Genomic DNA, 19,427 nt, shown 5'->3' with positions numbered 1-19,427 from the left:
GATGCCCGGCAGGGCAGAGGGGGCTAACGCGCCGCTCTCTGTAGAATGGCGACATGCCCACAAGACGTGTATATGCCGCCTGTCGATCTGAACATTTAAAGGAAGAACCATGCGCGCCCTGCAACTGCTCGATGACCGCAAGCTCGAAATCACCGACATTCCGGAACCGGAAGCACCCGGCCCGGGCGAGGTGACGTTGCGCGTCAAGGCGGTTGCGCTCAACCATATCGACGTCTGGGGCTGGCGCGGCATGGCATTCGCCAAGCGCAAGATGCCGCTCGTCATCGGCGCCGAGGCAGCAGGCGTCGTCGACAGCATCGGTCCCGGTGTTTCAAGCGTGCTTCCGGGCCAGCTCGTCTCGATCTACGGCGCGCGCACCTGCGGCCTCTGCCGTCCGTGCAAGGAAGGCCGCGACAACCTCTGCGAACATGTCGGCGGCGTTCACGGCTTCCACCTCGACGGCTTCGCGCAGGAAAAGATCAACCTGCCGGCGCGCCTGCTGGTACCGGCACCTCCGGGCGTCGACGCGGTCGCTGCAGCCCTTGCTCCGGTCACCTTCGGTACCGTCGAGCACATGCTGTTCGACAACGCCAAGCTTGAGCCCGGCGAAACCATCCTCGTGCATGCTGGCGGTTCCGGCATCGGCTCGGCGGCGATCCAGCTTGCCAAGAAGATCGGCTGCACCGTGATCACCACCGTCGGCTCCGACGACAAGATCGAGAAGGCCAAGGCGCTCGGCGCCGATCACGTCATCAACTACCGCACCGACCGCTTCGAGGGCGTGGTGCGCAAGCTTACCAAGAAGAAGGGCGTCGACGTCGTGTTCGAACACGTCGGCAAGGACACCTGGGCGGGCTCGATGCTCTGCATGAAGCGCGGCGGCCGCTTGGTCACCTGCGGCTCGACCTCGGGCGTGTCCACCGACATGAACCTGATGATGCTGTTCCAGCAGCAGCTGAAGCTGCTCGGCTCCTTCGGCTGCCGCATGGAAAACATGGCGAACGCCATGCAGAAGATGGCGCGCGGCCTCGTACATCCGGTCATCGACACCGAAATCGGCCTCGACGAGATCGACCGCGCGCTGGAGCGCATGGAATCGCGCCAGATCTTCGGCAAGATCATCCTGAAGATGGATTGATCGACGTGCGCATGCTGATCACACGGCTGGTGCTGGCGGCGGATCGTTTCCGCCAGTGGCTGATTGCGCAGTTCGTGTTTCTGCTTCTGACGATCCTGAAGATGTTTCCCGCTGACGGCGCGATCAACTTCATGGATCGCGCCCTGCGGTTCATCGGCCCGAAGACCAGCCGTCAGAAGCTGACGCTGACGAACCTGCGCAATGCATTCCCGGAAAAGAGCGAAGCGGAGATCGAGCAGATCGCGCTCGAAAGTTGGGGCAACATGGGCCGCATGGCGGCCGAATACGTGTTCCTCGACCGTCTCTTCGATTTCGACCCGGAGCGCACGACGCCCGGGCGCATCGAAGTCTCGGGCATTCCCTTGTTCCTCGAGCTTCGCGACAATCCGCGCCCCTTCATCGTCTTTACCGCGCATAGCGGCAATTTCGAAATGCTGCCGGTCGCCGGCTCAGCCTTCGGGCTCGACGTGACGGTGCTGTTCCGGCCGCCGAACAACCCATACGTGGCCGAGAAGGTCTTCAACTTCCGCGCAGAACGCATGGGCAAGCTCGTGCCGTCGCATGCGGGCTCGTCCTTTGCGCTCGCCCGCCAGCTGGAGCGCGGCCAGGGCGTCGGGGTTCTCGTCGACCAGAAATTCCGCAAGGGTCTAAAGACCAAGTTCTTCGGCCAGGATGTGCAGACCAACCCGCTGCTCGCCAAGCTCGTCCGCCAGTTCAACTGCGAGGTCTATCCGGCCCGCTGCATCCGCTTGCCGGGTGGCCGTTTCCGCCTGGAGATCGAACCGGCGATCGCCATCCCACGCAAGGCCGACGGCAGCGTCGACGTGACCGCTACGGCGCAGGTTCTGAACGACAAGGTGGAAAGCTGGGTGAGGGAGTATCCCGGCCAATGGCTCTGGTATCACGACCGCTGGCACATCAAGCGCTACCTGAAAGACTGATTCTCCTTCGCCCGCGACCCCAGCCAGATTGCGTCTTGCGCAAGCAGGCTTGATCTTCCTGCAAGCCCGGCACCCCGTGTGCCGGGCTTTGCGTTTTGCCAAGTACGCGGGGGCATCGGCGCCGATCTTCCCTCGAAAACGTGCGTAAACGTTAAGTTTTTCTTTCTGCTGTTGAACGCTATCGCAATGAGTGTAAACTTATGCCTGTCGCGTGAGAAAATGCCTGCAAGCGCTTTGGATGACCCGAGCAGTGCGGTTTTACGCGGAAGTGGTGGGGGAAACGTCAAGAACCAGATCAGTGTCCTGAGCATCTACGCCTGTTTTGTAAGTGCATCGAAGCGGTTTTGCCGTGGGGGAATTGGGGTTTCGAATTGAACGCACTGATTGAGCTGTTCTGGTTCAAATATTCGCAGCTGCAGTATGCCGTTCGTACGGCAGACGAGCATTTGATCAGCATTCTGGATCGCGAATTGGATCCGATCTTGAGATCCGTCTACGACGAGAAGGCGGTGAGCGTCGAAGATGCCCGGCTTCAGTTTCAGTTCCTGATCGACATTCTGCGCGTCGAAGCCGACGACATTTCCTGCGTGCTGCGCCATTCGCAGTTGCTGCAATCGCTGATCAATCGCTACTTCGCGGCGACCGGTGCGGAGAACCTCGCCGACCTGCAACTGGAGCGCCTGCCGGCGCAGCCGAACAAGGGCAGGGCGGACGAAGGATTGCTCAACGAGGCGATCCTCGACAGCTTCCCGGACCGGCTTGCGGTGATCACGCCCGACTACCGCTATCTTTACACCAATCCGCGCAATGCCGAGCATCTGGAAAGCCGCCCGATGGACCTGATCGGCCGGCATATCGTCGAGTTCATCGGCATCCAGCGGTTCGAGCTCCGGGTGAAATCCTATCTCGACCGGTGTTTCGCCGGCGAAGTGGTGGACTACACCTTCGCCAAGACGGTCGACGCGCGCACGGTCGTCGTGCGCTGCCGGCTGACGCCGTGCATGTCGAGCACCGGCAAGCTCATCGGCGCTATTCTAGTGATCCAGGAACATGCCGACCGCCGCCGCGCGATCGCGGCCTGAGGCGCCGGTTCCGGCGGTATCAATCGAAAATGCATGAGGGGAGCGCGGCCGGGTAACGGCCGCCTTGCATGTCCACCTGCCGCGAAGGCCGGTTCACCCGACCGGCGCGGTGATGCTGCGCAGACATTCCTGCTCGAAGCCGACGTGCCGCCTGAGGCTCGTGAAGAAGCCGCGCAGCATGTAGCCGGCGGTCTCGGCATTGACCGTCTGGTCGGCAGCGCCGAGGCGCTCCAGCATTTCGGTCAGCTCCTCGGCGAAGCACTCGTCCTCGCAATGTTCGTATTTCAGCCGCTCCAGCGTCGCGCCGAGCGTCGGATCGCCGCGGTAGGTGCGTTCGATCCAGGAGAAGACGAGGTTTTCTTCGCCCGAGTGCATCTCGCGGATCAGCGGCTCCAGCACCTTTGCGGCATAGAGGCATTTCTGCCGGTCGATTTCCGCAGGCAGGCTGTCGGCGATTTCCTCCAGGCAATTGCAGAGCGCAAGCTGCTCCTCGTGGGCGCGGGCAAGCCAGGCAAACGGCTCGGCCACGGACTCCCGCCGGGGGGCCGGGTCCAGCCGGCTGCGGATTCGTCCGTCTTCAAAAGTCTTTTTCATCGGCTTCAGACGCCAGCTCCCACGGCGCTCCCTATTGTTTGCCGAGGATGATCCAAACGAGGTGACAAAGCCTTGATCTGAATCAAGGCCGGGCTGCCCCGATTCTGACACTTTCGGGCAAGCTGCGGTGACACCCCTCGTTTCGGGGTGTTGTCGCGTGCGTTCGGATAAAGTTGGGGACCCAACCATGAAATACACATTCGAGATGATCCTGCTCGGGGTCGGTGCATTCCTGGCGCTTGTCGGCGCCGGGTTTGCCCAGGACCGGCACTTCGAAGCCCATATGTGGGTGCTGTTCTTCACGCTTCTTGCCGGCACCATCCTCCTGATGCGCCGCATCGAGTTCAGCCCGGCTTCCGCGGGCAGGGCGTCACCGCCGCCACCCCAGTCGGAGTATTTTGACGAGGTGGTCAAGTACGGCGTGATCGCCACCGTCTTTTGGGGCGTCGTCGGCTTTCTCGTCGGTGTCGTGGTTGCACTCCAGCTTGCCTTCCCGGACCTCAACATCGAGCCCTGGTTCAACTTCGGCCGCATGCGGCCGTTGCACACCTCGGCGGTCATCTTCGCCTTCGGCGGCAACGCGCTGATCGCAACGTCCTTCTACATCGTCCAGCGCACCAGCCGTGCCCGCCTCTTCGGCGGCAATCTCGGCTGGTTCGTGTTCTGGGGCTACCAGCTCTTCATCATCATGGCCGCCACCGGCTATCTGCTGGGCATCACCCAGTCGAAGGAATACGCGGAGCCGGAATGGTATGTGGACCTGTGGCTGACGATCGTCTGGGTCGCCTATCTCGCCGTCTTTCTCGGCACGCTGCTGACGCGCAAGGAGCCGCATATCTATGTGGCCAACTGGTTCTACCTCGCCTTCATCGTCACGATCGCGATGCTGCACATCGTCAACAACCTGGCGGTTCCGGTCTCCTTCCTCGGCTCCAAGAGCTACTCGGCCTTTGCCGGGGTGCAGGATGCGCTGACGCAATGGTGGTACGGGCATAATGCCGTCGGCTTCTTCCTGACGGCCGGCTTCCTCGGCATGATGTATTACTTCATTCCGAAGCAGGCCAATCGCCCTGTTTACTCCTACCGCCTGTCGATCATCCACTTCTGGTCGCTGATCTTCATGTACATCTGGGCGGGTCCGCACCACCTCCACTACACCGCGCTGCCCGACTGGGCGCAGACGCTCGGCATGGTGTTCTCGGTCATGCTCTGGATGCCCTCCTGGGGCGGCATGATCAACGGCCTGATGACGCTTTCGGGCGCCTGGGACAAGATCCGTACCGACCCGATCATCCGCATGATGGTCATGGCCGTTGCCTTCTACGGCATGGCGACCTTCGAAGGTCCGATGATGTCGATCAAGACGGTCAACTCGCTCAGCCACTACACCGACTGGACCATCGGCCACGTGCATTCCGGCGCGCTCGGCTGGAACGGCCTCATCACCTTCGGCGCGATCTACTATCTCGTTCCGAAGCTGTGGAACCGCGAGCGCCTCTACAGCGTGCGCATGGTCAACTGGCACTTCTGGCTCGCCACCCTCGGCATCGTCGTCTACGCGGCGGTCATGTGGGTTGCCGGCATCCAGCAGGGCCTGATGTGGCGCGAGTACGACGACCAGGGCTTCCTCGTCTATTCCTTCGCGGAATCGGTCGCGGCCATGGTTCCCTACTACGTGCTGCGTGCCCTTGGCGGCGCACTCTTCCTCGCCGGAGCTCTGCTCATGGCCTTCAACGTAACCATGACCATCCTCGGCCGCGTGCGCGATGAAGCCCCGATCTTCGGTGCGACGCCCGCGCTCAAGGCTGCGGAATAGGAGGGCATAGAGAATGTCCATTCTCGACAAACACGCGACGCTCGAACGCAACGCGACCCTGCTGCTCGTCGGCTCGCTGCTCGTCGTCTCTGTCGGCGGCATCGTGGAAATCGCGCCGCTCTTCTACCTCGAAAACACCATCGAGAAGGTGGAGGGCATGCGTCCCTATTCGCCGCTGGAGCTTGCCGGCCGCGACATCTATGTGCGTGAAGGCTGCTATGTCTGTCACAGCCAGATGATCCGCCCGTTCCGCGACGAAGTGGAGCGCTACGGTCACTACTCGCTGGCGGCGGAATCCATGTACGACCATCCGTTCCAGTGGGGCTCCAAGCGCACTGGGCCGGACCTGGCGCGCGTCGGCGACCGCTACTCCAACGAGTGGCACGTGCAGCACATGATCGAGCCGCGCTCGGTGGTGCCGGAATCGGTGATGCCGAGCTACGCCTTCCTCAAGGCGACGCCGCTCGATGTGAACAACATCGCCGCGAACCTCAAGGCCAACAAGGCGGTCGGCGTGCCCTACACGGACGAGATGATCGACAACGCGCTTGCCGACATCAAGGCGCAGGCAGATCCGAACGCCGACACGTCCGGCGTCGAGGGCCGCTATCCGAAGGCCAAGCTCGGCGACTTCGACGGCGATCCGCAGAAGCTGACGGAGATGGACGCGCTCATCGCTTATCTGCAGATGCTCGGCACGCTGGTCGACTTCTCCACCTATGACGACACCACCGGCTATCGCTAAGGAGACCGCACCATGGAAACCTACACGGCCATGCGCCAGTTCGCCGATAGCTGGGCGCTCCTTGCCATGACGCTCTTTTTCCTGGGCGTCGTCGCCTTCATCTTCCGGCCCGGCGCCAAGAAGGCCGCCGATGATGCCGCAGCCATCCCCCTGAAGGAGGATTAATAGAATGGCGGACAAACACGTCGACGAAATCAGCGGCGTCGAGACCACCGGCCACGAATGGGACGGTATCCGCGAGCTTAACAATCCGATGCCGCGCTGGTGGGTCTATACCTTCTACGCGACCATCGTCTGGGCGGTCGGCTACATGATCGTCTATCCGGCCGTGCCGCTTCTGACCGACGCCACCAAGGGCGTGCTCGGCTATTCGAGCCGCGCCGAGGTGAGTGCGGAGCTTGCCAGCGCCAAGGCAGCGCAGGCCGGCAACATCGAGAAGATCGCGTCGAGCTCGCTCGCCGACATCATGGCCGATCCGCAGCTGCAGCACTTCGCCGTTTCCGGCGGTGCCTCGGCCTTCAAGGTCAACTGCGCCCAGTGCCACGGCTCGGGTGCGGCCGGTTCTGCCGGCTTCCCGAACCTGAACGACGACGACTGGCTCTGGGGTGGGAAGCCCGAAGAGATCTACCAGACGATCGCCCACGGCATCCGCTATAACGGCGACGACGACACCCGCGTCTCGGAAATGCCGTCCTTCGCGGAAATCCTGCAGCCGGAAGAGATCAAGCAGACGGCGGCCTATGTCGTCAGCCTCACCGGCACGCCGTCGGATGCCTCCATGGTAGAGCCGGGCAAGGCGCTGTTTGAGGCAAACTGCGCCTCCTGCCACGGTGCCGACGCCAAGGGCAACCGCGAGTTCGGCGCGCCCAACCTTGCCGATGCGCTGTGGCTCAACGGCTCGAGCGAACAGGCGATCGTCGCCCAGATGAAGGCGCCCAAGCACGGCGTCATGCCCGCCTGGCTACCACGCCTCGGCGACACCACCGTCAAGCAGCTCGCCATCTTCGTGCATTCGCTGGGTGGCGGCGAGTAAGAGGAACGAGGGGCTTGCGGACCTGCCACTCATCCGTAGGTGATGGTGGCGCCCCTCATTCGCCTGCTGGCCCTTCTCCCCGCCGGGCGGGGAGAAGGGCGTAAGCCGCGCTGGCCTCGCCAGGTTAAACGTAAGGTTGGCGATGGAGCCGCCCATCACGTTCTTGAGTGGGCTACCGCTCAGGCTTTTCAGGCTTGATGCCGGGCGGGTGCCCCAGCGTTTCTCTCCCCGCCAGGCGGGGAGAGATGTCCGGCAGGACAGTGAGGGGCAGCTCTCATCCATCCAGTCGAGAAGGCCGCGCCAAATGGCGCGGCCTTTTTCATCTGGAGCGTTTCGTCATTGAGGGAAGATGTCAATGAATTGGCCGACGTGTCCTCTCAAGATCTCGCCTTTTCGCCGACACGCCTTCGCAACGAAACCACGGCAAGCGTCGCCATGATCGCGATGGCGACGGCGCAAACGGCGGCGGCTGCGTTGAAGCCGGTCATGAAGGCGGCCTGGGCTTGCTCCAGCATGCCCGCCGGTAGCTCGGTCGCGACGGATACGGCGCCGGCGAGGCTGTCCGACAGCCTGTCGCCGATCTCGCCGGGGATCAGCGTCTGGCCGGCCATTTCGATGCGGTAGACGGCGGTGGTCAGGCTGCCGAGCGTGGCGATGCCGACGGCAAGGCCGAGTTCCTGCACCACTTCGGAGAGGGCCGAGGCCGTTCCGGCCTTTTCGGCGGGCGCTGCGCTGACGACGAGATCGGTGCCAAGCGCGGCAATGGTTCCAAGGCCGAGATAGACGAGCGCAAATGCGGCGGTTACCAGCCCGACCCCGTATGGCGTATGGCCGAGCTGGGCGAGCAGGAGGTAGCCGACCACGGAGAGCGCCAGCGCCGCTGCGATCACGGGGCCGGGGCCGAAGCGCCTGGCGATGAGCGGTGCGGTGATGCCGGCCAAAAGCATGGCGAGCGCCGAGGGGCCCATTCTCAGGCCCGCCGACAGCGGAGAAAGCCCGACGACAAGCTGCAGATACTGGGTGATGAGCAGCATCGTGCCGCCGACAGCCGTCAGGCCGATCAGGAGGATCAACAGCGCGGTGCGGAAGGCGCGGTCGGAGAAGAGCTCGAGGTCGATCAGCGGGCTTCGAAGCCGGCGTTGTCGCCGGATGAAGAGGAGCGTGGCGACGAGGCCGACGGTCAGGCCGAGGGTGGCGCCGAGCCCAAGGCCATCCTTGGCGATCTGCTTGATGCCGTAGACGATGGGCAGCAGCCCCGCCAGCGACAGCGCCACACTGGCCATGTCCAGGCGGTCCGATTGCGGGGCACGATATTCCGGCAGCAGAAACGGCGCGACGATGAGCAGCAGCCCGACGATCGGCAGTGCGACGAGGAAGGCAGCCCCCCACCAGTAACGTTCGAGCAGGATGCCGCCGACGATCGGCCCCGCGGCCATGCCGAGCGCGAACATGGTCGCCCAGACGCCGATCGCAAGCGCGCGCTGGTGCGGGTTCAGGAACATGTTGCTGATCAGCGCCAGGGTCGGCGGCATCAGCGTTGCGCCGGCAACGCCGAGTGCCGCGCGTGCACTGATCAGCATGGTGGCGCTGGTGGAATAGGCCGAAAGCACCGAGGCGACGCCGAAGGCGGCCGCGCCCAGCATCAGGAGCTTGCGGCGACCGATGCGATCGCCGAGCGTTCCCATCATGATCAGAAAGCCCGCGATCATGAAGCCGTAGGCGTCGACGATCCAGAGCGCCTGGGTGCTGGTGGGCTTCAGATCCGCCGCGAGCGCCGGCAAAGCGAGATGCAGCAGCGTCAGGTCGAGCCCGAGCAGGATGGTGGGGAGCGCGAGCAGGGCGAGCCCGGCCCATTCTCGCAGGCCCGCGCGCGTTTCACCCGGATCGGCATGGTCGGTGAGGTGGGATGGTCGGTCGCTGAGAATTGTCAAAAGTGGCCTCCGTCTTCGCTTGGGCTGGTTGCGGAGACCACATCTTCAGGGCACAGTCATCCTGTTACAATTTAAGTAGTTATCCTATTACTGAGAGCAATAGCGTGAACGAACGAAGTCTTGAGCGAAGCAAGAACGAGCTGTCGGAGTTTTTGACGAGACACAGGGCGAAGCTGACGCCGGCCGATGCCGGCCTTGCCTTCACCGGGCGGCGGCGCACCCCGGGCCTCAGGCGGGAGGAGGTGGCAGCGCTCGCCGGTGTCGGGCTCACCTGGTACACGTGGTTCGAGCAAGGGCGCGACATCAAAGTGTCGGAGGCGTTCCTGCTGAATGTGGCGCGAGCGCTGAAGCTCGACGACGCCGAATGCAGCCATCTGTTCCTGCTTGCCCACAAGCGGCCGCCACCGCCGGAGGCACATCATCGCGTCACCGTTTCGCCGCTGATCCAGACGTTGCTGGACGAGCTCACGGTCCGGCCGGCCCATGTGATCAACCTGCGCTGGGATGTCGTTGCCTGGAACGCTGCGGCAGACGCTCTGTTCGGCTTTAGCGCCCGGCAGCCGGAGCTTGGCAATATCCTGCAAATGGTGTTTGCCGATCCCGAGATACGGAGGCGCATGCCCGCCTGGCGCGAGGACGCGCCGAAGCTGCTTGCCCAGTTCCGATACGATTTTGCCGTGGCGCCGGATGATCCGTCGATGCTGGCCCTGGTCGAAAGCCTGAAGGACCTGTCGGCCGATTTCAGGCGCTGGTGGGCAGCGCCTGGCATTGACGAGGTCCGTCGCGGGATCGGGTCCCTGATCGATGCCGGGAGCGGGCGCCTGCGTTTCCGCCACGAGACGTTGGTTGTGGACGAGCACCGGCATCTGCGGATGGTGGTTTACTTCGCCGAACCGGCGCTTGCCTGACGGCGACGCCCGAAGCAGCAGGCGCCGGGCCTTCTTATTCGAGGGCTGCGGCGATGGTGGCGCCGACCACGACGCTCGATAGCGCCGTGCCGAGCAGCAGCGAGGTGTTGACCGGCTTTCTCACGACCGTGCCGAAGTTGAAAAGGTTCATCGGCAGGAGGTGAAAACCGCCGCTTTCCGGCTTGCTCGACGGCGCTTCCATGAAGCATTCGTCGTCGAACCAGATCCAGTCGTCGCGCCAGGTCCAGCAGCCGTGCTGGCGATAAATGTTTGCCACCTGCTCGGCGAAGCCCTTGTCGGCGGGCAGACGGATATAGTCTTGCGGCCTGCGGCTGAAATACTGCATGGCGAGCGGCATGGAGCGCTCGGTGCAATAGTTCGACATCCAGAGCTTGAAGCCGATCTCGTCGCGCAGCCGGTCCAGCACCCGGAAGACCTGGACGTGATCCTCATGGCCGTATTCGCCCCAGGGATTGTGGCTGAAGACGTTCATGTCGGGCTTCAGGAGCGGCAGCAGCGTGCGATAGAGCGTTTCGTAATTGTCCCGGTAAGCCTGGGCGATCGGCCGGGTGGAGTGGCGGAAGCTGCCGGGCATGATCTGCGACAGCGATTTCTTGACGATGCGCTTGGCTTCGCGGCGTGTGCCTTCGGTGCCGAACTCCATTCCGAAGGGACCGGGCTTCGGGTTCGTCCAGTCGGCGCAATCGAAGGAGCCGGTTTCTTCCATTTCCAGAAAGCGCACGTTGCCGCGGGGGTAGGCCTTGATCGCAGCGGCGCGTGCGTCGCCCATCTGCGGCTCCGACCAGATATCGCGGTAAAGGATGATCACCTCGTCGACTTTTCGGAGGATCGAGGTGAACCACAGCAACTCGTCATCGGGATGGGCGCCGATGATGACCGAGTTCTTCAGAAAATCATGCGTGTCGGCCATGCTCTTGCGCGCCCTCGTGTTCGTCGCGCGCAATTCTGACGTGTAGAGATTAAACCGGCGTAAAGCGGGAGCGCGTGTCCACAGGGAATCGGTGCGGTTGCAATGGACCGACTAGCTGCTGGTCAGCCAATGTGACGGCCTCACCAACATCTCCCTCATTTCTGTGCTCGTCACAGAAATCCGGTCGCGCCGCGTCGGCGGCGCGAGAAGGGCGGGTGCCGGCATTTTTATTTGGCATCTCTGCCCTGCAGACGCACGGCCGCTTGATCTCTGTGACGAGCACAGAGATGAGGGACGAGAGGGGAGCGGCCGTTCGCCAGTGTCTAAGGGTCGTTTCAGTGCCGCGCCTTCATGGGCCTGCTTACTGCGCAGACCAGACCGCCAGTTCGTAACCATCCGGGTCGGCGAAATGAAAGCGCCTTCCGCCAGGGAAGGTGAAGATCGGCTTGACGATCCTGCCTCCGGCCTTTTCGACGCGGGCGAGCATATCCTCGAGCTTGTCGGCATAGAGGATGATCAGCGGTCCGCCGCTGCCGACGGGGCCGGTGGTGGTAAAGCCGCCGGTCAGTCGGCCGTCCTGGAATTCGCAATATTCCGGGCCGTAGTCGGTGAAGGTCCAGCCGAAGGCGCTGCCGTAGAAGGCCTTGGTGGCGGCGATGTCGGAGACATTGAACTCGACATAGTCGATGCGGCTGTCGTTGCCCTTGTTACCCATTTTTCTACCTGTCTTCTCCGGATTCCATGATCGATTTCAAGGTGGCGAGATCCTTCGCCACCCAGCCGGCATCGCCGGCAAATTGTTCGGCGCTCATGCCCGGCTGCCGCAGCAGCGTGAACATCACCTCCGCGCCGTCGCCGTTCGGCACGACGCGCAGCGCATTGTGGACCTCTGTGCCGTCTTCCAGCGTGACGAGATGATCGGTGACGCCGAAGGCGTTGTCAGGCGCAAAGCGCACGCGGGCATTACCGAGCGGACCCGGCGCCAGCCAGTGATCACCCTCGCGGGTCAAGCCCGACGACAGGCCGGACGCCCAGCGCGGCATGTTCTCGGGCTTTGCCATGAAGGCATAGACGTCGCGCCAGTCGCGGTCGATGGTGGTGTGAACGATCTTTGCTTCAAGTGTTGACATGCTTTGTTCTCCTGCATGACGGAGTAGCACGGGTCGCCCGACCGGTCTTGAACGAAACGGCCAGTCAGGCCGCCCGCCGGTCACCGACGAGCTGGCGGCGGATTTCGGCGGGTGAGAGCGAGGTCAGCTGCCTGGCCTCGCGCGACAGATGCGCCTGGTCGGCATAGCCGGCATCGAGCGCAAGCAGGCCGAGCGTGGCGGAGGGGTCCCTTTGGCAAGCCCCGAGGAAGCGCTGCAGGCGCAGGATGCGGTCGAGCGTCTTGGCGCCGTAGCCGAAATGCTCGTGGCAGCGGCGCCTCAGCGTCCTTTCACTGGTGCCGGTGATGGTAGCGAGGGCGCGGATGGGGTTGTTGTCGGACGAGCCATGGCTCTGCCGCAGATGGGCGAGGGTGGCGGCGATATCGCCTGATGGCGGCGAGACGGCCGGCAGGCGCTCAAGCACCGCTTCCGTGAGCATCTCGGCGCGGTGGACCGCATCGGGCGCGTCCTCAATCCTGGTTTCGAGTTTGCGCGCGGCTGGACCCCAGAAGGCGTCGAGCGGAACGACCGCGCCGATGATCTGCGAAAGCGATGTGTGCAGGAAGGATGCCGCGATGCCCGGGCGGAAGCGCAGGCCGATGATGTCGGTGCCCGGCGCGAAGACGGGGAAAGCGGCCACCCGGTCAGGCCCGGCAACCGCCAGGCCGTGCCTGGACCAGAGGATATCGACACAGCCGTCGGGCACGACCGCGATGGGTGCGGCCGTCCCCTCCGGCAATTGGTGGCGCCAGAGGCATTCGACATGGCCGACGAGTGCGCCGGGCGCGGCATACTCTCGATAGATACCGCGCCGCTTGGCCAGTGTCGGCTCTGCCGGAGCCGGCTCCGTCTGTCTCAGCGGCCCGTGGGCGCCGTCCATGCCTTGTCCTCCACGCTTCGGACCGTGCCGGCCGCCTCTTGGCGCGACCAGATCTCGCCGTCGATCTGGCCCTGCAGCTCCGGATAGTCGGCCGCATGGAACACCGGGTCGAGACCCTGCCGGCGCTGGGCGAAATAGTCCTTCGTCAGTTTGGCAATGGTACCGGAGAGGAGCACGATGGCAATGAGGTTGATCGTTGCCATCAGCCCCATCGAGGCGTCTGCCGCGTCGAACACGGTGGTGATGCTTTCGGACGCGCCCCAGACGACCATGACGAGCACGGCGCAGCGCATGACCAGAACGCCGACGCGATTGGCGCCGCCGAGATAGGTGAGCGCATTCTCCGCATAGGAATAGTTGCCGATGATCGAGGTGAAGGCGAAGAAGAAGATCGCGACGGCGATGAAGTAGCTGCCGCCCCAGCCGATATGCACGTTCATGGCCGCTTGCGTCAGCTGCGTTCCGGTGACGCCGGAACCGGGTTCCAAGGTGCCCGACAGCAGGATCATGACCGAGGTCGCGGTGCAGATCAGGATCGTATCGATGAAGACGCCGAGCGACTGCACAAAGCCTTGCGATGCCGGGTGATGCGGCACGGGCGTGGCGACGGCCGCGATGTTCGGGGCCGAGCCCATCCCGGCTTCGTTGGAAAACAAGCCACGCTTGACGCCGTTCATCATCGCAGCCGTGACGCCGCCGGCGACACCGCCTGCCGCTTCCTGCAGGCCAAAGGCGCTGGAGATGATCGTCCACAGCACGCTCGGCACGATCGACGCGTTGACGACGAGCACGTAGATCGCGGTCAGGAGATAGGCGATCGCCATGAAGGGCACGACGATTTCGGCGACGCGGGCGATCTGGCGGATGCCGCCGAAGATGACGATGCCGGAGATGGTCGCAACCGCGATACCGACGGCGATCTTGGGCACACCGAACGCACCCTGGACGGCGTCCGCGATGGAATTGGCCTGCACGGCGTTGAAGACGAGGCCGAAGGAGAGGATCAGGCAGACGGAGAAGATCGTCGCCGCCCAGGGCGCGTTGAGGCCGCGGGCGATGTAGAAGGCGGGACCGCCGCGATATTGACCGTTTTCGTTGCGCACCTTGTAGAGCTGCGCCAGCGCGCTTTCCGCATAGGCCGTCGCCATGCCGACGAGCGCCACCATCCACATCCAGAAGGTGGCACCGGGACCACCGAGATAGAGCGCAACGGCAACGCCGGCGAGGTTGCCGGTGCCGACGCGCGAGGCGAGGCTGACGGTCAGCGCCTGGAACGGGCTGATACCGGCCGCATCCTTCGAGCCGCCGCTGCTTAAGACCCGGAACATCTCGCCGAAATGCACGATCTGTGGAAAGCCGAGCCGCAGGGTGAAGTAGATGCCGACGGCGAGCAGGCCGTAGATCAGCACGTAGCCCCAAAAGATCGTGTTCAGAAAGCCGATGATCGTGTCCATGCGGTTCCTCATTGGTATTGCAAGGTGTGGTGATGTGGCGAACCGCGGTGCGGATCGAATGGGAAAGGCCGTTTACTACTTTTGAGCCTGGCATCTCTTTCGAGCGCCTGGACCTTTCGCCGCATGCTGGCGCTTTAGCCCGCAAACTTGACACAGATCAACGTTTTCGGCCGCCAAATCAGGCAAAACGTGGTGCAATACATGACATATCCGGGGATTTCCCACAAATGAGCCCACAATCCGCCGCAAATCCAGCCTCCGTCGAACGTCACGAGGCCGAACCGGTCAATGCGGCGCATGTGCGCAAGCCGCTCTACGAAAAGCGCAAGAAGATCTTCCCGAAGCGTGCCGAAGGCAGCTTCCGCCGCTTCAAGTGGCTGGTGATGCTGGTGACCCTCGGCATCTACTACCTGACGCCCTGGATCCGCTGGGACCGTGGCGAGCATGCGCCGGACCAGGCTGTGCTCGTCGATATCGCCGCCCGGCGCTTCTATTTCTTCTTCATCGAGATCTGGCCGCAGGAGTTCTTCTTCGTCGCAGGCCTGCTCGTCATGGCCGGCTTCGGCCTGTTCCTGGTGACGTCTGCCGTCGGCCGCGCCTGGTGCGGCTATACCTGTCCGCAGACGGTATGGGTCGATCTCTTCCTGGTGGTCGAACGCTATATCGAAGGCGACCGCAATGCCCGCATGAAGCTCGATGCCGGTCCCTGGACGTTCGACAAGATCGTCAAGCGGGTGTCGAAGCACTCGATCTGGATCATGATCGGCATCGCCACGGGCGGCGCCTGGATCTTTTATTTCGCCGATGCGCCGACGCTTTTGAAAAGCTTCGTTTCGCTGGAAGCGCCCATGGTCGCCTACATGACCGTCGCGATTCTCACGGCGACGACCTATGTCTTCGGTGGACTGATGCGCGAGCAGGTCTGCACCTATATGTGCCCGTGGCCGCGCATCCAGGCGGCAATGCTCGACGAAAACTCGCTGGTCGTGACCTATAACGACTGGCGCGGCGAGCCGCGCTCGCGCCACCAGAAAAAGGCCGTCGCTGCCGGGGAGGCCGTCGGCGATTGCGTCGATTGCAACGCCTGCGTCGTCGTCTGTCCGATGGGCATCGACATTCGCGACGGCCAGCAACTCGAATGCATCACCTGCGCGCTCTGCATCGATGCCTGCGACGGTGTCATGGACAAGCTCGGCCGTGAACGCGGGCTGATTTCCTATGCGACGCTCAACGACTATGCCGCCAACATGGCGCTGGCCACCAATGGCGGTACGGCGGCGATCGATCCGGGTCGGGTGCGCAACGCCGACGGCGCATTTTCGGACAAGGTTCGCCACTTCAACTGGAAGATCGTCTTCCGGCCCCGTGTGCTCGTCTATCTCGGCGTCTGGACGCTGGTCGGTATCGGTCTGCTCTATGCGCTCCTGTCGCGCGACCGGCTGGAACTCAACGTGCTGCACGACCGCAACCCGCAGTTCGTCGTCGAATCCGATGGTTCGGTGCGCAACGGCTACATGGTCAAGCTCTTGAACATGATCCCCGAACAACGCACGATCACGCTCGCAATCGACGGGATGCCCTCTGCGACCATGCGCATCGCCGGCCAGGCGGCGGGCGACGGCCGGACCTTCGCCCTCGGCGTCGATCCGGACAAGGTGACGGCAGTCAAGGTGTTCGTGACGCTGCCAAAGGACAAGCTCGGCGAGGCGGACGACGGTTTCAGCCTGATCGTCGAGGATCCGTCGAGCCATGAGCGCGATGTCTACAAGGCCAACTTCAACAGCCCGGGAGCCGCAAAATGACGATAAACCAGGCAGGGGCAAAACAGGCAAAGGCACCGCGGCCCTTCACCGGCTGGCACATGCTCGGCGTCATGGTGCTGTTCTTCGGCACGATCATCACCGTCAATCTGATCATGGCCTGGAACGCCAGCCATAGCTGGAGCGGATTGGTGGTGCAAAACACCTATGTCGCGAGCCAGCAGTTCAACGGCAAGGTGAAGGAAGCGAAGGCCTTTGTCGCCGATGGCCTCGACGGCAAGCTCAGCGTCGAAAACGAGGCGCTGCGCTACACGTTGACGCGCCGGGGCAACCCGGAGATGACTGCCGACAAGGTGGTGGCTGTGCTGAAACGCCCGGTCGAGGAGCATGAGGACGTCACGGTCGAGATGGCGCATCAGGGCGAGGGCGTCTTCGTTGCCGCAACCGCGCTGAAGCGCGGCCAGTGGATCGCCGATATCACCGCAACCTCCGGCGAGACCGTCGTCTACCGCCAGGCCATCCGCTTCATGGTGCCGGGAGCTGCGAAATGAGCTGCTGTGCTCCCGGAACCGAAATGGCTCTGGAGGTCGACAGGGCCGGGCAGGGACTGCCGACAACGGAAGAGCTGTGGTTGATGAGCCGGTCGCTCGGCGGCGGCCTGCGCCAGACGGATTTGAGCGTGCCCGGCGTGCATTGCGGCGCCTGCATTACTACGCTCGAGGGCGCTTTGAAGACACGGCCGGAGGTTGACCGGGCGCGCGTGAACCTTTCGTCCCGGCGCGTGTCGATCATCTGGAAGGAAGAGGTAAATGGCGCCCGTACCGATCCGCGGGAACTGGCGCGGGCCATCCGTTCGCGCGGCTACGAGACCCATCTTTTCGCGCCGGGCGAGGAAGACGGCGATCAGACGCTGAAGAAGCTCGTGCGCGCCGTTGCCGTCTCGGGTTTTGCCTCGGCCAACATCATGCTGCTTTCGGTCTCGGTGTGGTCGGGGGCGGAGGCGGCGACCCGCGATCTCTTTCACTGGATCTCGGCGCTGATTGCCGCCCCGACGCTGATCTATGCCGGACGCTTCTTCTATGCGTCCGCCTGGAACGCGCTGAAGCACGGCCGTACCAACATGGACGTGCCGATTGCGCTGGCGATAACGCTCTCCTATTCGATCTCGCTCTACGAGACGATCACTCACGGCACCCATGCCTGGTTCGACGGCACGGTGATGCTGCTCTTCTTCCTGCTGATCGGCCGCACGCTCGACCACATGATGCGCGGGCGCGCCCGCTCGGCGATCAGCAGCCTGGCGAGGCTTTCGCCGCGCGGCGCCATGGTGGTGGATGCTGACGGCGGACGCGAGTATCGCCCTGTCGACGAGATCAAGCCAGGCGAGAAACTGGCGATCGCTGCCGGCGAGCGCATCCCCGTTGATGGCCGCATCCTCATGGGCACCAGCGATCTCGATCGCTCGATCGTCAATGGGGAGAGCGCGCCGGCGCCGGTCAAGGTCGGCGACGCCGTCGAGGCGGGTACGCTCAACCTCACCGGACCGCTGACGATCGAGGCGATGGCGGCGGCACGCGACTCGCTGCTTGCCGAGATCATGGGGCTGATGGAAGCCGCCGAAGGGGGCAGGGCGCGCTACCGCCGCATCGCCGACCGCGCGGCACAATATTATTCGCCGGCGGTGCATTTGCTGGCTCTGGTCAGCTTCATCGGCTGGATGTTCGTCAACGGCGATTTCCATCATGCGATGCTGGTCGCCGTCGCGGTGCTGATCATCACCTGCCCCTGCGCACTCGGGCTTGCGGTACCTGTCGTGCAGGTGATTGCCGCCGGACGGCTCTTCCAGAACGGCGTCATGGTCAAGGACGGCTCGGCGATGGAGCGGCTTGCCGAGATCGATACGGTGCTGCTCGACAAGACCGGAACACTCACGGTTGGCGAGCCGCGGCTCGTCAATGGCGGGGACATTCAGCCATCGATCCTCGCGACGGCGGCGGGGCTCGCCGTGCATTCGCGCCATCCGCTGGCGATGGCCATTCATGATGCGGCGGCGATCGCGCCCGTCGTCAATGGCGACATCCGCGAAATCCCCGGTGCCGGCATTGAAGCTCAGACGCAAGCCGGTCTCTACCGGCTTGGCAGCCGCGCCTTTGCCTGCGGCGATGCCGGCGAGGCGACCGGCCAGTCGGAAGTGATCCTGTCGCTCGATGGCCGCGAACTCGCCTGCTTCCGCTTCGAGGACCGGCTCAGGCCGTTCGCCCGCGAGAGCATCGAGGAACTTGGACGGCTCGGTCTTTCGACGGGCATTCTTTCGGGCGACCGGGCGCCGGTCGTCTCCGCCCTCGCCAAGCGGGCCGGCATCGAGCGCTTCAAGGCGGAACTGACGCCGCGCGGCAAGGTCGATGAATGTGCGGCCGCCGCTGAGGGCGGTCACCGGGTGCTGATGGTCGGCGACGGCATCAACGACGCGCCGGCGCTGCGCGCCGCGCACGTCTCGATGGCGCCGGCAACGGCCGCCGATGTTGGCCGCCAGGCGGCAGACTTCGTCTTCCTGCACCAGGGGCTGAACGCCGTGCCGATGGCGATCGATACGTCGCGCCGGGCCGGGCGGCTGATCCGCCAGAACTTTGCCCTGGCGATCGGCTACAACGTCATCGCCGTCCCGATCGCGATCCTCGGCTATGCCACGCCGCTGATCGCGGCCGTCGCCATGTCGACCTCGTCGGTGATCGTCGTTGCCAACGCCTTGCGCCTGCGCGCGGCGACCGGCAATGTCACGGAGGTCGCCGAACAGAAGGCACCTGTCACGCTGCGGCCGGTCGGGAGCGCCTCATGAACACGCTGATCTATCTCATTCCCATAGCGCTGTTTCTCGGTGGGATTGGCCTCGCCGCCTTCCTTTGGGCACTGAAGAGCGGCCAATACGAAGACCTCGAAGGCGCCTCCTGGCGGGTGCTCGACGATGGCGATGGCAAGCCTGAAAAGAAGTGATTTCGTCAGTAATCACTTGTCCTTAATCGATTTGAATGCCAAAACAACCTCCGCCGTCGCTTCTCGCGCCTGGGC

General features: G+C 63.8%; 19 protein-coding genes. 12 read left to right on the top strand and 7 right to left on the bottom strand.

Annotated elements, in window-relative coordinates; all coding sequences use genetic code 11:
* The first annotated feature begins 109 nt into the window (after positions 1–109).
* The 3 genes from FA04_RS08690 (at position 110) to FA04_RS08680 (ending at position 3,161) form a co-directional block, all read left to right on the top strand.
* Entirely contained in the window at positions 110–1,138 is a 1,029-nt protein-coding gene (locus FA04_RS08690) for a zinc-binding dehydrogenase (RefSeq protein ID WP_034788322.1), read from the top strand.
* An 11-nt stretch (positions 1,139–1,149) separates the two neighbouring features.
* On the top strand, positions 1,150–2,079 hold the full coding sequence (locus FA04_RS08685) for a lipid A biosynthesis lauroyl acyltransferase (protein WP_034788563.1): 930 nt from the start codon (positions 1,150–1,152) through the stop codon (positions 2,077–2,079).
* A 371-nt stretch (positions 2,080–2,450) separates the two neighbouring features.
* Positions 2,451–3,161, top strand: coding sequence for a PAS domain-containing protein (locus tag FA04_RS08680; RefSeq protein WP_034788334.1), 711 nt, complete (start codon positions 2,451–2,453; stop codon positions 3,159–3,161).
* 93 nt (positions 3,162–3,254) lie between these two features.
* On the opposite strand, the gene FA04_RS08675 is transcribed toward FA04_RS08680, so the two are convergent.
* The gene (locus FA04_RS08675; protein ID WP_051659130.1) at positions 3,255–3,755 is read right to left on the bottom strand and encodes a hemerythrin domain-containing protein; all 501 of its coding nucleotides are present in this window, start codon (positions 3,753–3,755) and stop codon (positions 3,255–3,257) included.
* Between the two features lie 187 nt (positions 3,756–3,942).
* On the opposite strand from FA04_RS08675, the gene ccoN reads away from it, so the two are divergent.
* Genes ccoN through ccoP form a run of 4 tightly spaced genes read left to right on the top strand, consistent with a single transcriptional unit; the run spans position 3,943 to position 7,349 of the window.
* Positions 3,943–5,571: a cytochrome-c oxidase, cbb3-type subunit I gene (gene ccoN, locus FA04_RS08670; RefSeq protein WP_034788365.1), complete on the top strand. Its 1,629-nt coding sequence runs from the start codon at positions 3,943–3,945 to the stop codon at positions 5,569–5,571.
* Between the two features lie 13 nt (positions 5,572–5,584).
* Entirely contained in the window at positions 5,585–6,316 is a 732-nt protein-coding gene (gene ccoO, locus FA04_RS08665) for a cytochrome-c oxidase, cbb3-type subunit II (protein ID WP_034788367.1), read from the top strand.
* Between the two features lie 12 nt (positions 6,317–6,328).
* Positions 6,329–6,481 carry a CcoQ/FixQ family Cbb3-type cytochrome c oxidase assembly chaperone gene (locus FA04_RS08660; RefSeq protein ID WP_034788377.1) on the top strand — a complete coding sequence of 51 codons (153 nt, stop codon included), beginning with the start codon at positions 6,329–6,331 and terminating at the stop codon, positions 6,479–6,481.
* A gap of 4 nt (positions 6,482–6,485) precedes the next feature.
* The gene (gene ccoP, locus FA04_RS08655; protein ID WP_034788383.1) at positions 6,486–7,349 is read left to right on the top strand and encodes a cytochrome-c oxidase, cbb3-type subunit III; all 864 of its coding nucleotides are present in this window, start codon (positions 6,486–6,488) and stop codon (positions 7,347–7,349) included.
* Between the two features lie 377 nt (positions 7,350–7,726).
* On the opposite strand, the gene FA04_RS08650 is transcribed toward ccoP, so the two are convergent.
* On the bottom strand, positions 7,727–9,280 hold the full coding sequence (locus FA04_RS08650) for an MFS transporter (RefSeq protein ID WP_082572762.1): 1,554 nt from the start codon (positions 9,278–9,280) through the stop codon (positions 7,727–7,729).
* A gap of 104 nt (positions 9,281–9,384) precedes the next feature.
* Here FA04_RS08650 and FA04_RS08645 point away from each other — a divergent pair, with 104 nt between their 5' ends.
* Positions 9,385–10,188 (top strand): helix-turn-helix transcriptional regulator, encoded by an 804-nt coding sequence (locus FA04_RS08645; protein ID WP_034788385.1) that lies wholly within the window; start codon positions 9,385–9,387, stop codon positions 10,186–10,188.
* Between the two features lie 34 nt (positions 10,189–10,222).
* On the opposite strand, the gene FA04_RS08640 is transcribed toward FA04_RS08645, so the two are convergent.
* From FA04_RS08640 to FA04_RS08620, 5 genes are all read right to left on the bottom strand, one after another.
* On the bottom strand, positions 10,223–11,119 hold the full coding sequence (locus FA04_RS08640) for a hypothetical protein (RefSeq protein WP_034788387.1): 897 nt from the start codon (positions 11,117–11,119) through the stop codon (positions 10,223–10,225).
* Between the two features lie 361 nt (positions 11,120–11,480).
* A complete protein-coding gene (locus FA04_RS08635; RefSeq protein ID WP_034788390.1) occupies positions 11,481–11,834 on the bottom strand; it encodes a VOC family protein in 354 nt (117 codons plus the stop codon).
* 4 nt (positions 11,835–11,838) lie between these two features.
* Positions 11,839–12,249, bottom strand: a complete 411-nt coding sequence (locus FA04_RS08630; RefSeq protein ID WP_034788394.1) for an SRPBCC family protein — start codon at positions 12,247–12,249, stop codon at positions 11,839–11,841.
* 64 nt (positions 12,250–12,313) lie between these two features.
* Positions 12,314–13,147 carry a helix-turn-helix domain-containing protein gene (locus tag FA04_RS35060; RefSeq protein ID WP_234798743.1) on the bottom strand — a complete coding sequence of 278 codons (834 nt, stop codon included), beginning with the start codon at positions 13,145–13,147 and terminating at the stop codon, positions 12,314–12,316.
* Positions 13,123–14,601, bottom strand: coding sequence for an alanine/glycine:cation symporter family protein (locus FA04_RS08620; protein WP_090425676.1), 1,479 nt, complete (start codon positions 14,599–14,601; stop codon positions 13,123–13,125). Before FA04_RS08620 ends, FA04_RS35060 begins: the two co-directional genes overlap by 25 nt.
* Before the next feature lie 227 nt (positions 14,602–14,828).
* On the opposite strand from FA04_RS08620, the gene ccoG reads away from it, so the two are divergent.
* The 4 genes from ccoG to ccoS are packed head-to-tail and all read left to right on the top strand — an operon-like array spanning position 14,829 to position 19,352.
* Entirely contained in the window at positions 14,829–16,403 is a 1,575-nt protein-coding gene (gene ccoG / locus FA04_RS08615; RefSeq protein WP_034788396.1) for a cytochrome c oxidase accessory protein CcoG, read from the top strand.
* Positions 16,400–16,912: a FixH family protein gene (locus FA04_RS08610; RefSeq protein ID WP_034788399.1), complete on the top strand. Its 513-nt coding sequence runs from the start codon at positions 16,400–16,402 to the stop codon at positions 16,910–16,912. The genes ccoG and FA04_RS08610 overlap by 4 nt, the downstream gene beginning before the upstream one ends.
* A complete protein-coding gene (locus FA04_RS08605) occupies positions 16,909–19,197 on the top strand; it encodes a cation-translocating P-type ATPase (RefSeq protein WP_034788401.1) in 2,289 nt (762 codons plus the stop codon). The genes FA04_RS08610 and FA04_RS08605 overlap by 4 nt, the downstream gene beginning before the upstream one ends.
* Positions 19,194–19,352, top strand: a complete 159-nt coding sequence (gene ccoS / locus FA04_RS08600; RefSeq protein WP_034788403.1) for a cbb3-type cytochrome oxidase assembly protein CcoS — start codon at positions 19,194–19,196, stop codon at positions 19,350–19,352. The genes FA04_RS08605 and ccoS overlap by 4 nt, the downstream gene beginning before the upstream one ends.
* The last annotated feature ends 75 nt before the right edge of the window (positions 19,353–19,427 follow it).

The organism is Ensifer adhaerens (genome assembly GCF_000697965.2).
Lineage (GTDB): Bacteria > Pseudomonadota > Alphaproteobacteria > Rhizobiales > Rhizobiaceae > Ensifer > Ensifer adhaerens.
This window is presented reverse-complemented; position numbering and strand designations above follow the sequence as displayed.